This window comes from Thermosipho sp. (in: thermotogales), from assembly GCF_020054775.1.
Taxonomy (GTDB): Bacteria; Thermotogota; Thermotogae; order Thermotogales; family Fervidobacteriaceae; genus Thermosipho; species Thermosipho africanus.
Genome location: NZ_JAIHAP010000002.1, coordinates 17059 through 31071, shown reverse-complemented (window position 1 = coordinate 31071; position 14013 = coordinate 17059). Strand labels below are relative to the sequence as shown.

General features: G+C 31.3%; 12 protein-coding genes, 1 tRNA gene, 1 other RNA gene, 1 pseudogene and 2 riboswitches. Of the genes and pseudogenes, 9 read left to right on the top strand and 6 right to left on the bottom strand.

Annotation, left to right across the window (positions count from 1 at the left end; translation table 11 throughout):
- Window positions 1-89 precede the first annotated feature (89 nt).
- The 7 genes and pseudogenes from JG780_RS10735 to ssrA all read left to right on the top strand — a co-directional run bounded on the left by JG780_RS10735 (window position 90) and on the right by ssrA (window position 5700).
- Window positions 90-1789, top strand: a pseudogene (locus tag JG780_RS10735) (methyl-accepting chemotaxis protein).
- Between the two features lie 36 nt (window positions 1790-1825).
- Window positions 1826-1945, top strand: a riboswitch (FMN riboswitch).
- A gap of 57 nt (window positions 1946-2002) precedes the next feature.
- On the top strand, window positions 2003-3034 hold the full coding sequence (ribD, locus tag JG780_RS00865) for a bifunctional diaminohydroxyphosphoribosylaminopyrimidine deaminase/5-amino-6-(5-phosphoribosylamino)uracil reductase RibD (RefSeq protein WP_114702331.1): 1032 nt from the start codon (window positions 2003-2005) through the stop codon (window positions 3032-3034).
- Window positions 3015-3554, top strand: coding sequence for a riboflavin synthase (locus JG780_RS00860; RefSeq protein ID WP_114702332.1), 540 nt, complete (start codon window positions 3015-3017; stop codon window positions 3552-3554). Before ribD ends, JG780_RS00860 begins: the two co-directional genes overlap by 20 nt.
- Window positions 3555-3559: 5 nt before the next feature.
- A complete protein-coding gene (locus JG780_RS00855) occupies window positions 3560-4684 on the top strand; it encodes a bifunctional 3,4-dihydroxy-2-butanone-4-phosphate synthase/GTP cyclohydrolase II (protein ID WP_114702333.1) in 1125 nt (374 codons plus the stop codon).
- Complete coding sequence (gene ribH / locus JG780_RS00850; protein WP_193330475.1) at window positions 4681-5154, top strand: 6,7-dimethyl-8-ribityllumazine synthase; 474 nt, start codon at window positions 4681-4683, stop codon at window positions 5152-5154. Before JG780_RS00855 ends, ribH begins: the two co-directional genes overlap by 4 nt.
- A gap of 35 nt (window positions 5155-5189) precedes the next feature.
- A tRNA-Leu gene (locus tag JG780_RS00845) sits at window positions 5190-5278 on the top strand.
- 61 nt (window positions 5279-5339) lie between these two features.
- Window positions 5340-5700, top strand: a transfer-messenger RNA (tmRNA) gene (gene ssrA, locus JG780_RS00840).
- Window positions 5701-5702: 2 nt separating this feature from the next.
- On the opposite strand, the gene JG780_RS00835 is transcribed toward ssrA, so the two are convergent.
- From JG780_RS00835 to JG780_RS00810, 6 genes are all read right to left on the bottom strand, one after another.
- A complete protein-coding gene (locus JG780_RS00835) occupies window positions 5703-6323 on the bottom strand; it encodes a sigma-70 family RNA polymerase sigma factor (RefSeq protein WP_012579449.1) in 621 nt (206 codons plus the stop codon).
- A gap of 10 nt (window positions 6324-6333) precedes the next feature.
- Entirely contained in the window at window positions 6334-7137 is an 804-nt protein-coding gene (locus JG780_RS00830) for an HAD-IIA family hydrolase (RefSeq protein ID WP_287568933.1), read from the bottom strand.
- Window positions 7138-7164: 27 nt separating this feature from the next.
- Entirely contained in the window at window positions 7165-8142 is a 978-nt protein-coding gene (locus JG780_RS00825) for a FecCD family ABC transporter permease (RefSeq protein WP_287568932.1), read from the bottom strand.
- On the bottom strand, window positions 8142-9020 hold the full coding sequence (locus JG780_RS00820; protein ID WP_038042675.1) for an ABC transporter substrate-binding protein: 879 nt from the start codon (window positions 9018-9020) through the stop codon (window positions 8142-8144). Before JG780_RS00820 ends, JG780_RS00825 begins: the two co-directional genes overlap by 1 nt.
- A 62-nt stretch (window positions 9021-9082) precedes the next feature.
- Window positions 9083-9248: riboswitch (cobalamin riboswitch) on the bottom strand.
- 22 nt (window positions 9249-9270) lie between these two features.
- The gene (locus JG780_RS00815; RefSeq protein WP_287568931.1) at window positions 9271-10332 is read right to left on the bottom strand and encodes a 1-deoxy-D-xylulose-5-phosphate reductoisomerase; all 1062 of its coding nucleotides are present in this window, start codon (window positions 10330-10332) and stop codon (window positions 9271-9273) included.
- Window positions 10311-10928 carry a thiamine diphosphokinase gene (locus JG780_RS00810; RefSeq protein WP_004103812.1) on the bottom strand — a complete coding sequence of 206 codons (618 nt, stop codon included), beginning with the start codon at window positions 10926-10928 and terminating at the stop codon, window positions 10311-10313. The genes JG780_RS00815 and JG780_RS00810 overlap by 22 nt, the downstream gene beginning before the upstream one ends.
- A 57-nt stretch (window positions 10929-10985) precedes the next feature.
- On the opposite strand from JG780_RS00810, the gene JG780_RS00805 reads away from it, so the two are divergent.
- Window positions 10986-11675, top strand: coding sequence for an ABC transporter ATP-binding protein (locus JG780_RS00805; RefSeq protein WP_287568930.1), 690 nt, complete (start codon window positions 10986-10988; stop codon window positions 11673-11675).
- Between the two features lie 4 nt (window positions 11676-11679).
- The gene (recG, locus tag JG780_RS00800; protein ID WP_287568929.1) at window positions 11680-14001 is read left to right on the top strand and encodes an ATP-dependent DNA helicase RecG; all 2322 of its coding nucleotides are present in this window, start codon (window positions 11680-11682) and stop codon (window positions 13999-14001) included.
- The last annotated feature ends 12 nt before the right edge of the window (window positions 14002-14013 follow it).

The window sequence follows — 14013 nt, the reverse complement described above, 5'->3', positions numbered from 1 at the left end:
TTTTCTTGAAATTTATAATTTTTATGATATAAGTTTAGTAAAAGTGATAATCAAAGTTTATCACTTTGTTTTTTTGGTGAGGTGAAAAGATGCCTATCGAGAAAAAGTTATTGAATCTTGTTTTATTTTTTCTATTAGTTTTAGATTTTCCTGCACTTCTTTTTTCATATTATGTATTTTCAGGATTAAAAAATTATCCTGTAATTAATCTTTTACTTGGTTATATTCTCGCTGTTGCTACATTTGGTGCATTAGTAGTTGTTCTTATATATAAAAATGTAAAAAATGCAAAACAAGGAAAAGGCTTTAACGTTCCTTATTACTCTACTATTGTGCTATTTTTTGGAAACTTTATTGCAGCAACAATAGTGGGTTTAATTGCATCTAAAATGGCAGAGCTTCCAAGCGAAACTTTGGCATTAAGATTAAATGGTGCATTTGCAATAAATATGAACATAATAGCATTATTTATTTTTGCTTACTCAAAGATTGTTAATTTTGATGAAATAAAGCATTTATTTAATAAGTTTAAAATTAGTGCTAATTTGAAAATTATTATTTCTGTTTTATCAATTACTCTCTGGATTGGGCCTATAATTATAAGATATCTTTATTCGAAAGGAATTTTGGATCAACATAACAGTTGGAATGCAACATATATTAGTTTATTATTGAATGTTATTTTAGCTTTTACGATATATTTGGTTATTAAATATATTTTAAAACCAGTTGAAGAACTTAATAATAGTATGCAAAGTTATGGCCAAGGTGATTTTACAAGAAAAATTAACATTTCATCTTTAGATGAATTTAAAGAAATTTCTTTGAATCTAGAAAATATGGTTAATGAAATTTCAAATATAATAAGGGAATTTAAAGGTACGAATATAAATCTAAAGATGTAACTGAATTTGCAAATAAGAATTTTGAAAAACTGATTTCTTCAATTGAAGAGACTAGAAATAGTACAATTGAGCAAACAAAATCTGTTGAGAAAATAAGTGCTGCTGTTGAAGAAATTACTGCAAGTCTTGAAGAGTTATCAAACCAAGCAGCAACTTTAAACAATACAGCATCCGATACCTTAGAAATTAACGAAAAACTATTAAATACTACAAATCTTGGAAAGGAAAATCTTGAAAAAGTAAAGAATGCAAATAGCAGGGTAGTTTCAAAGTATCATGGACTAGATGAAAAAATATCTAAGCTTCTTGATTTTACACAAAATATTGGAGAAATAGTAAATACTATACGTAATATAGCAGAACAAACAAATCTTCTTGCACTAAACGCAGCAATTGAGGCGGCTCGTGCTGGTGAGGCAGGAAAAGGTTTTGCGGTAGTTGCTGATGAAATTAGAAAGCTTGCTGAAGAAACAAAAGGTGCTACAGATGTAATAACAAACACTATTCAAGAGATAACAAAAAGTTCTGATGTGATTAAAGATGAAACAGATCAAGTGAAGGAAGAAATAGAAAAATCACAAGAAGAGATAGAAAAATTGGCAAGTGTATTGGATGAAATTTTAGAGTCGTTTAATAAACTCTCTTCTATTGTTGATGTTCTAGCAGCACATTCTCAAGAGCAAAATGCATCTGTAGAAGAAATGTCTAGTGCAGCAAATGAGGTTTTAAACCAGGTCAATAATGTGTATAAGTTATCAGAAGATGTGCAGAAATTTTCAGAGGAAGATAAAGAAATTGCAAATATTTTGTACAGTAATATTTCAAGTTTAACTGAAATGATATTTAAGTTAAATCAAGAAATCAAAAAATTCAAATTTGAATAGTTGATAAAAATTATTAGGATGATATAATATTTTTGAAAATGTCCTCGGGGCAGGGTGAAATTCCCGACCGGCGGTGAAAGCCCGCGAGCCCTTAATGGGGTTGATCCGGTGGAATTCCGGAGCCGACGGTAAAAGTCCGGATGGGAGAGGGCAAGCATAAATGAATACGTTTATGCTTTTTTCCTCTCCCTCCTGAAAAAGGAGGGATTTATTTTGGAAAAATTCATGAAACTTGCACTAAAGCTTGCAAAGAAAGGTACAGGAAGAGTATCTCCAAATCCATTAGTTGGTGCTGTTATCGTAAAAGATGGTAAGATTATTAGCACGGGATATCACAAAAGATACGGTGATTTTCATGCTGAAAGAAACGCTATTTTAAATGCAAAAACTTCTCTTGAAGGAAGTACTTTGTTTGTAAACCTTGAACCTTGTTGCCACCATGGTAAAACCCCACCTTGTACTGATTTAATTATAAAGTCTAAAATTTCTCAAGTTTTTATTTCCATCCTAGATCCAAATCCTTTAGTAAATGGTAAAGGTGTTGATATTTTAAGAAAAAATGGAATAAAAGTTCATGTAGGGCTTCTTGAAAAAGAAGCAAGTTATCTTAATAGGGTTTTTATAAAGTTCATTACTAAAAAGACACCTTATGTAGCTTTAAAAGCTGCAATGACTCTTGATGGATTTATCTGCGATAACTTGGGGAAGTCTAAGTGGATAACAAAAAATAATTTTAATATTTCACATAATTTACGTAATTTTTTTACTGCAATAATGGTTGGGGCAAATACAGTGTTAAAAGATAATCCACAACTTACTTGTAGAAATGGTGGCAGAAATCCAATCAGAATAATTTTGGATTATGAAGGAAAACTTGCGGGGAAAAATTTTAATGTTTTTGATGAACAATCTAGAACAATTATTTTTTCAAGTAGATGTGAGAAATACAATGGATTTGAATGCTATCCTGAAACCCGCCCTGAGGATATTTTAGAAAGGTTATATAGATTAAATATTGACTCAGTTTTGATTGAAGGAGGTGCTAGTGTAATATCTCAATTTTATGATTTTTCTGATGAACTACACCTTTTTTATGCTCCAAAAATTTTTGGAAGAGGGCTTTCTGCATTTTCAGGGTTTGAAAAATACATTGATGAAGAGTTTGATTTGAAGATTAAAAAAATAAGACGATTAAAAAATGAGTTTTATTTGGAGGTAATAAAAAATGTTTACGGGAATTATTGAATATGTAGCTAAGGATTTTAAAATTGTTGGAAATACACTGGAGATTAAGCTGCCTTTTTCATGTAATGTTGGCGATAGTGTGGCTGTAAATGGTATATGCCTGACGGTAAAAGAAGTAAAAGGGGATGTTTACTATTTTGATTTGGGATATGAAACTATTGAAAAAACGAATATAAGAAAAGCTAAATACTTAAATATAGAGCGAGCTTTAAAGGTTGGAGATAGATTGAATGGGCATTTTGTTCTTGGACATGTTGATGGTGTGATAACTTTTCTTGAAAGAAAAGCAATGAATTCTGGAATTTTATATAAATTTTCAATGCCTAAAGAAAATTATGCGATAAAGAGAAAAGGTTCTATTTCATTAAATGGTATTAGTTTAACTATTGCTAATGTCTCTCTTGATACGTTTGAGGTTCAAGTTATTCCTTTTACAAATGAAAATACAAATTTAAAGTATTTAAAAACCGGAGATATTGTAAATTATGAAATTGATGTATTTGCAAGATATAGGGGGTGAATTTATTGAAGCCATATATTTTAATTGATAAAAAGAATGAATTAGAAGGTGATTTTTTTATTCCAGCTCAAATTTGTGATGAAAAAATTTTAAACTTTATTATTGAAAAAGGCAAAGGGCTTTTATGTGTTAGTGCTCATGAAGATGATCTATTAAAAAGAGGCTTTTTTAAATTACCTTCTAATGGTTCCAAAACAAATTTTTTTATTACGGTAGACTATGGAAAAGGTACAGGAATATCTATTAGTGAAAGGTGTAACACAATACAAAAAATTTCAGAAGGGCTAAGTATTAAAGATTTTGTTTATCCAGGGCATGTAAATGTGCTAGGTGCAAAGGAAAAGCGATGGGGACATACGGAAGCTTCAGTGTTTTTTTCTGAACATCTTGGGTATAAACCTTACGGTGTAATTATTGAGATCTTAAATAGTAATGGTGATTCACATGATTTTGAATATATTTTAGAGCTTTCAAAAAAGTACAAATTGGAAATAATTGATATAGAAGATTTGTACAAGGAATATGTAAAAAAGAGATTTTCTATTGATACATCAGTTAAACTTCCAACGGCAATTGATGAAGATTTTGACATTTATACTTTTAAGAATCCATATGATTCTAGAGAACATATTGCAATTGTAAAAAGGCCATTTAAAGAATCAATTCCTTATTTAAGAATTCATTCTGAATGTGCCACCGGTGATATTTTTCATTCACTTCGTTGTGATTGTGGAGAGCAGCTAGAAAATTCATTGAAAATCATTTCTAAAAAAGGTGGTGTGTTAATTTATCTTCGACAAGAAGGAAGAGGAATAGGTTTAAATAATAAGGTAAAAGCTTATAAATTGCAAGATGAAGGATATGATACAGTGGAAGCAAATTTAAAGCTGGGATTTAAAGATGATGAAAGGGATTATTTTGCAGCATATTTAATACTTAAAGCTTTGAAAATAAATGAAGTTAAGATTTTAACTAACAATCCGAAAAAATATGAAGATTTGAAAAGATATGGGATAAAAATTAAAGAAATAGTTAGTATTTATGGAAAGGTTAATAAGTATAACAAAAAGTATCTTTTTACAAAGGCAAAAAAGATGAAGCATAATTTAAAATTGGAAGGAGTGGAATAATGATTTTAGAGGGTCAATACCAAAATTGTGAGGATTTAAAAATAGGTATTGTTGTTTCAAGATTTAATAGTCAAATTACTGAAATGTTGCTAAATGGAGCACTTGATTGTCTTAAAAGACATGGAGTCAAGAATACTGAAATCATAAAGGTACCTGGAAGTATGGAAATTGGGTTTGTATTAAAAAAACTTGTGAACTTAGACTATGATGCTCTTATTGCACTAGGTGCTATTATAAGAGGGGAAACGTATCATTTTGAAGTTGTTTCAAATGAGATATCAAAAGCTGTTATGCAGTTAAATTTAGAAGGGAAAGTACCAATTTCATTTGGTGTTGTTACTGCAGATACTTTAGAACAAGCAATTAATCGTGCAGGTGCAAAAATGGGGAATAAAGGTTTTGAAGCTGCTATGGTTGCACTTGAAATGGCCAATATAAATAGAAAGATAAATTCAATAAAAAGTACTTGACCAAATTTATAATTGTGGTATAATAATTTACGCGAGCCGAGGTGGTGGAATTGGCAGACACGCATGGTTGAGGGCCATGTGAGCATCAGCGCTCGTGCGGGTTCAAGTCCCGCCCTCGGCACCAGGTCCCGAATGCGGGACCTTTTTTTTGAACTTCGGTCTTTTAAAACAGGTCAAATATATACGGGGGCGAACTGGTTTCGACGGGGATGAAATCCCCCAAGAAGCGAGCCGAGGTTTCCGGGTTCCTCGTAAAAAAAACTCGGGAAAAAGATAAGTGCCAACGAAGAATTAGCATTAGCAGCTTAATTTAAAAAGCTGCCGTCCTACCAGGGTTTGACCGGGGCTCTGGCTAGGGCGTGACATAACCGGTCTAGCGGCTTTGGATTTGCCTTTCGTCCAAAGTCGCGAAATCTTAGAAAGGCTAGGGTTTGGAAAGCCTGTCCGTGGGCGTTCCAAATCTGAAATTTAAAACACGGACTGCGCTCGGAGAAGCTTGGGGGATTTTGTCTTCGGACGCGGGTTCGATTCCCGCCGCCTCCACCAGATTAATTATTAAAGACTTGTTCGATTATAAACCTATCAATCTTTGTTCTTCCAATCCTTTTTGCTTTCTGTATTGTATTATCTACCTTTTTAAAGTTTACATTTAATTCCTCCTGAATTTCAGCATATGAATAACCATCTAACCACATTTCAAAAATATCTATTTCCACGTCTTTTAAATGTTTGACAATTGTTTCCTTAATTATATCTATGAATATTTTTTTGGGTATATTTGTTGATTTGTCTTGGAGTGAGTAATCGGCTTGTTCTCCACTTTCTTCTTCATCAAAAACATCTATACTTGATGAATCTGAAAGGATTTTATTTTTCTTTCTATTTAAATAAGTAATAAATGTTTGAACTTCCCCCTCTATACTTTTCCAGGCAAATGAGTTAAAAGAACTTTTTTCATTATCAAAATAAAAAACTGCCTTAATTAATCCAATAAGGCCATTTTGGACGATGTCTTCAAATTCAGCCCATGGTGCATAATATTTTGATGAAATTCTAATGACCATTGGATAATACTTTTCAATTATGAGTTCTAATGCTTCTTTTAATCCACTTTGGGCCAGCTCAACTAGTTTTTCTATTCTTTTTCCCCTAAGGTTGTACTTTATCATTATTTATCACCTAAATATATTTTGAAATCTCACCAATTTCTTGAGCAATTATATCAGGTTTTATATTTTTTATATCACTTTCTTTTGCTTCACCTGTTAATACTAAAATGGTCAGCACTCCAGCTCTTTTGCCAAGAAGAATATCCGTATAGAGCCTATCTCCAATTACACATGTTTCTTCTTTTTTTACATTATTTTTTTGCATGATCATTTCAAGAATTAATGGATCTGGTTTTCCAAATATTATGTCTGGCTCTTTTCCAGTAGCCTTTGTGATTATACTTGCAATTGCTCCTGTATCAGGGATAGGTCCATCTTTTGATGGACAATTTAGGTCAGGGTTTGTTAGAACAAACAATTTTCCTTTTGAAACATAATTGCAAGCCTTAGCTAGTTTTTCATAGTTTAAAGTAGTATCAAATGTAACAACAACAATATCAGGTTCTTCACTATCTACAACCTTATGTCCAATATTTTCAAATACTTGTTTAATTGCCTTGTTTCCTACAAGATATATTTTTTTGGGTCCAAATTTTTCAATCAAATATTCAGCAGTTTCAATGCCAGCAGTAAAAATTTGATCAGCATTTATTGAAAGACCAGCGTTTTTAAATTCTAATAAATAATCATCAATTGATTTGTTTGAATTGTTTGTCAAGAAAACAAATTTTTTGTTTGCTTTTAAAACAGTGTTTGCAAACTCAATTGAACCAGGGAAAAGCTTTCCACTTAAGGAAAAAGTACCATCGATGTCAAGAACGAACAACTTAATATTCTCTAATTTTTTAAGAGAATCTTTTGTAAGAATTTTCATTTTTTCACCTCAAAAGATATTATACTATTATTTTTGTTTTTTAAGAAGGATGAACATTAATGGTGCACCAATAAACGATGTAACAACACCTATTGGAACTTCAATGGGAGAAGCTATTGTTCTAGATATGGTGTCAGAAAAGGAGAGAAAAATTCCACCAAGTAAGATACTGCCAATAAGGCTGTATTTATGTTTTGAACCAGTAAGAATTCTGGCTGCATGAGGAATTATTAAACCAACAAAGCCGATTATTCCAGTTTTTGATACAATTACCGATATTACAAAAGACCCTGCTAAATAAAAGAACCATTTTATTTTTTCAACATCAACACCAAGAATTTTTGCTTCCTCTTCTCCTAAAGCAATTGCATCGAGTTCTTTGTTTTTTATTAATGCAATAAAAAACAGTACAATTACCGATATTGCTGGAATTGTTAAATCATTTATTGTTGTACCAGAAAGGCTTCCAAAAAGCCAAACATATGCGCTTGTCAAAGTTTTACGTGAAAGATTTATTAATAAGATTGTAGCAGATGAAAATATAGTACTAATTAATACACCTGAAAGAATAAGGTGAGTGATAGGAATTATTCTCTTTCTTTTCGCAAGAATAATTGTTAATAGTGAAGCAAGTAATGAAAATGCAAAAGAAAATACATTGACACTGACGGTTCTGTTCAATGAAACAGCAACATAAAGTGCTAAAACTGCACCAAAACCGGCCCCTGAAGATGTACCAATTAGATAAGGATCAACAAGTGGATTTTTCATAATTGTTTGGTAGATGTTTCCAACAAGTGCAAGGCCTGAACCAGCTATTAGGCTCATTAATATTCTTGGAAATCTAACATTCCATATGAGGAATTTTATTTTCTCATTTTCAGGATTAAATATTTGAGAGATTGGAATTTTCACAGTTCCTATAGAAAGATTTATAAGAATTACTAAGAAGAACAAGACTGGAAGGATCATCCTTCCAGTCTTATAAATGTTTTTTTTAGTCATTATTTTCCTCCGTAAAAGAAATTATAAAAAATTTCAAGATATTTTACTATATCTGGAGATATTGAGCTTATGTCGTTGCCATCAATAACAAATATTTTGTTGTTTTTAACGGCCTTAAGGTTTTTAAATATTTCATGCGATTTTATTTGCTTTATAGTTTCATCTGGGCTAATGTATGATGCGACAATTATTATATCAGGATCATTGTATGTTAAAAATTCCCAATTCACAGAGAACCATCCATTATTACCAGAATAAGGAGCACAAATATTTACTCCACCTGCGTATGTAATCAATTCATTTACATAAGAGCCAGTTCCTGCAGTCCAAAGGTCTTTTGTTTCATTATTTGGAACTGTTATTGTGAAAAAGACTTTTGGTCTTTTTTCAAGAGGCACTTTTGAGCTCTTTACACCATAGTCTGAAATTGTTTGTTTTATTTTATTTGCAATTTCAGATGCTATTTGTTCTTTACCAAATACATTTCCAAGAAGCATTACATCTCTTGCAACGTCATTTAGTGTTGTAGGATTTAAAACAAGTGCCTTAATACCGAATTTTTCTAGCTTTTGAACTTCTGGAAGTTGAAAACCACCGAAAGTGATTACAATGTCAGGATTTAATGAAATAATTTTTTCTATGTTTAGTGGTACCATATTTCCAATTTTTTCAGCATTAAAAGAATCCCAATCTGTAACACCAACTATATTCTCTCCAAGACCAAGTTTTACAAGAAATTTTGTAGAGCTTGGAGCAGCAGAAACTATCCTTTCAGGTATTTTATCAAAGCTTACCAATCTCCCGGCATCATCAACAATAGAGAGTGCAAATATAAATGTAGTTAATAAGACACTTAAAAAAATAGCCAATCTTTTCATCCTTTATCCCTCCTATATAATATTTTAAAGAAAAATGCCCACCCTTAGGGACCGCAAAGGTGGAATGCTTTCCTTTCAAATAAGGTATCCCGACTTCCGGATCATCCTACTCTCCACGCCTTCCCAGGAAATATCCCAGTGGCATTTTGTGGATTTCGTCCCCGGTTACGGTGGCGTCCCCGTGCCGGACTTTCACCGGCTTCCCTTATTTGAAAGGGAAATATTAAGTTGCTGCAAATAGATTATAACACTAATATTGTTCTTTTGCAATTTGTCTTGCAATCTTGTCTATTTCAAAGATTTCTTTAAAATCATTTATATTTCCATTTATTTTTTCGCATGTGTTTATGACTATATCAGCTATTTTTGAAAATTTTATTTGACCATTTAGGAATTTTTCTACAGCAATTTCGTCAGCTGCATTGAAGGCTATTCTTTTTGCAAGATCCTTAATTATACTTCTTCCATAGAAAAAAGCAGGATATTTTGAGGGATTTACATCTTCAAATATAAAATTTTTACTTTCAAAATTTGGCCAATTTTTATTTTCGTATAATCTTTTTGGATAACTTAGTGAGTAAGAAATTGGAATTTTCATATCTGGAAATCCAAAATGAATTTTTACAGTCCCATCTTTTAAAAATACAGCTCCATGAACTGTTCCAGTTGGATGTATTTTTACCTCAATATTTTCCAATTCAAAAAGTTCGAAGGCTTCAATTACTTCAAATGCTTTATTTACCATTGTTGAAGAATCTACAGTTATTTTTTTACCCATACTCCAAACAGGGTGATTTAATATGTCTTCGACTGATAAATCATCTATATTTTCTTTATCTCTTATTGCACCGCCAGATGCAGTTATTAATATCTTTACCACACTTTCATCAAATATCTGAAAAATTGCAGAATGTTCACTATCAACTGGTATTAGCTCAACGTTATTTTCTTTACAAGCTTTTTTTACAAATGGACCTGCACAGACCAAAGCTTCCTTTGTAGCAAGTGCAAGTCTTTTTGTGTAAGGTATAGAATCAATTGTTGCAAGAACACCATCAAAACCAGGTATTGCAACAACTACAATATCAGGTTTGATTTTTGCCACCATATCTTTTATAGAACTTACATTAGATTTTACAGGAGAGTAAAAGTATTCGACTTTAAAATCTTTTATAATTTTTTCAGCAAGAGTAGTATTCTTCCCGAAAGCTATACCTTTTACTCTAAAGTTATCAAGTTTTTTAATTACTTCAAGAGTTTGCATTCCAATTGATCCAGTTGCTCCTAATATTACAACGGTTTTTTCTTCCATCTAAAGTAAATCACCTCTCCTTTTTCTACATGTATTTTTATTTTTTCAGCCGTTGTTTCGTTACTTACACCTATTGGATTTTCTATACCCATGTTACCATTGAAGGGATATTTAAAGCCTTCTATCATAAAAGTTGAATTACACAAAGGAATAAAAGACCATATTTCACCTATTTTAACTTCTTTTTCAAGTGTATTATTTTCTTTTAAAATTGCAGATTCTAACTTTTCGGAATTTAAGTAAATATTTGCATCAAATTTTTTTAAAAGTCCATAGAGTGCAAATATCATATCTATCCTTTCACCTTGGAAATTTATTATTTCTATTTCTTTAAAACCGTTTTCAAGAGCATATTTTATAGCAAGTTCGCAATCTGTTTCATCCTTTTCTTTGGGGTATTCGATAATTTTCACAGATTGTTTTTTTAAAAAATCTATCGTTTCATTGTCAATAGAGTCAAGATCACCTATTACGATGTTTGGCAATATATTTCTTTTTTTGAGTAACTTTGCTCCACCATCAACAGCTATTATGTGGTTTGTGTTTAAAACTAATGTTTCATCAATATTACCATTTAAAACAATTGTTGCCTTCACTATATCCCTCCTAATGTTATAATATATACAAGAAAATTATATCATGGAGATGAAAGAATGATAGTAAGGGCAAAAAAATTAACAAAAGTGTATGGTAAAAAGGAAAAATTTGAAGCTTTAAAAGGTGTTAATCTTGAAATAAATGAAGGTGAAATTCTTGCTATTTTGGGACCATCTGGTTGTGGTAAAACTACTCTTTTAAATTGTCTTTCAGGACTTGATGAGCCAACATCAGGTGAAGTTGAAGTTCTTGGAAAAAGACTTGACAGAATGAATGAAGAGGAAAAAACAATTTTTAGATCCGAAAACATGGGGTTTATTTTCCAATTTTTTAATCTTATACCAGTTCTAACTGCTGTTGAAAATGTTGAGATTCCTTTGCTGATTTCAAAGAACGGAACTCCAAGTGAGATTAGAAAAAAAGCTCTTGAGTGGCTTGAAAGGTTACATATAATTCATAGGAAGAATGCTTATCCGTCAGAAATGTCTGGTGGTGAACAGCAAAGAGTGGCTATTGCAAGGGCATTAATTAATAATCCAAAGATTGTTTGGGCAGATGAACCAACTGGGGCGCTTGATACAAAGAATAGTCAAGAGATAATTGATATAATCATTAATATGAATAAAGAGCTAGGAACAACATTTGTTATTGTCACTCACGATATAAATGTTGCAAAAAAGGCACATAGAATTATTAAAATGGATAGTGGGCAAATAGTTTCTGAAGAGATTCTTGTGAGAGGATGAAGGAATGTATATTCCATTGTTAATTGAAGACTTTTTAGATGAAATATTGAATATAAAAGATCACAAAGCGTTAATTGAATATGTGGAGGATAATTTTGAAAAAATAGATGACCCTTTAAAAGAAGATCCTGAAGTTTTCAAAAGACTTCAGGAATTTTATACATACATTGTTGAAATGAAAAATCTTCCAGAAAGAAGGATTCAAAAGAGATTGAGTTATATTCCAGGAATGGTTAAAAGATTTAAGTTGATGCATTTGGTTTATAAAGTTGAAAAATCTTCTGATTTAAAACCACTTGATACACCTATAAAGTATGTTAAGGGAATAGGTCCAAAAAGAGCTCAAAAATTTTTAAAGCTAAATGTGAATAATGTTGAGCAACTTTTAAACTTTTTCCCAAGAGACTATGAAGATAGAAGAAGAATTATTCCTATTCCTTTGCTTCGTGAAGATGATAAAGTTGTTACGACAGGAAAATTAACCGGGGTTGAAAAAGTAAAAAAAGGTAATTTAACTATTGTTAGTGCTGTTTTATCCGATGGAATGTACCAAATTCTTTTAAAATGGTTTAATCAAGACTTTATGGAGGGAATATTAAAAGGCCTTTTGAGAAAGAAACTATATGTATTTGGTACGGTTAAAAAAGGATTTTATGGAAGTTTGGAGATTCACAATCCAGAAATTGAGCTTTTTAATGAGAATAAAAGAGAGATTTTTCCAATTTATCCATTAACAGAAGGATTGAATCAAAATACTGTAAGAAGAATTATAAGTGAAAATATTTATAATATTTACAATTTCAAGGAGCATTTACCTGATGATCTAATTTCAAAGAGAGACTTATTAGATGTTTACCAAGCTTATACTGGAATGCATTTTCCAAGGAGTAATTTTCATAAAAAAGCGGCAAGGTATAGACTTGCATATGAAGAAATTTTATATCTTCAAGTTGCATTTTTACTGTCTAAAAAAGAAAATGAAAAAATAGGTGGAATATCTAAAAAATTTAATGGAAAATATTCAACAGAGCTTATAAATTCTCTTTCTTTTGAGTTGACAAATGCTCAAAAGAAAGCATACGAAGAGATTAAAAATGATTTAAAATCAGATAAACCAATGAATAGATTACTCCAGGGAGATGTTGGTTCTGGAAAAACTATTGTTTCAGAACTAGCAATGCTTGATAACTATGAAGCAGGTTTTCAATCAGCGGTTATGGTACCAACTTCAATTCTTGCTATTCAAAACTTTAAAAAGATTTATGATCATTTTTCAAGATTTGGAATAAAGGTTGCGCTTTTAATTGGAGCAACTTCAAATTCTGAAAAAGAACGTATAAAACAAAGATTAAAAGATGGTGATATTGAAGTTGTAGTTGGAACACATGCCTTAATTCAAGAGGATGTTCATTTTAAGAATTTAGGTTTGGTTGTAATAGATGAGCAACATAGATTTGGTGTTGAGCAAAGAAAGGAACTTATCAGTAAAGGAAAATTGGTAGATACGTTGGTTATGACAGCGACACCTATTCCAAGAACACTTTCTCTTTCATTGTATGGTGACTTAGATGTATCGATTATTGATGAAATGCCAAAAGGGAGAAAACCAATAAAGACATTCGTTGTTCACCAATCAAAAATTGAAGAAGTGTATAAATTTGTAATCAGTGAAGTGGAGAATGGTGGACAGGCATATATTGTCTATCCGTTGATAGATGAATCAGAAAAATTAGCGGTTAAATCTGCGACTTCAATGTATGAGGTTCTTACAAAAGAGTATTTTCCTGATATTCCTGTGGGACTTATTCATGGTAAAATGAGTGACTCAGAAAAAGATGATATAATGTACAAATTTGCATCTGGAGAGATTAAAATACTTGTTTCTACAAGCGTTATTGAAGTTGGAATTGATGTTCCACAAGCTACAGTAATAGTAATTGAAAATGCAGAACGTTTTGGACTTGCTCAGCTTCATCAGCTAAGGGGAAGAGTAGGAAGGGGAAACAAACAGTCGTATTGTTATTTAACAGTTGGAAATGTTTCAAGGGAAGCCTTTGAAAGGCTAAATTTCTTTGCATCAACGAATGATGGATTTAAAATTTCAGAATTTGATTTAAAACTAAGAGGTCCTGGCGAATTTTTGGGAGTAAGACAGCATGGACTTCCAGAATTTAAAGTTGCAGATATCATAAATGATATTGACATAATAATGGTGGCGCGGGAAGATGCAAAATACATTATTGAAAATGAAGAAAAATATAGAGATTTAATTAGTTATGTCAAAGATTTATATAAAGAACGATTAAAATTGTTAGATGTTGGTTAAACGAGGTGATAA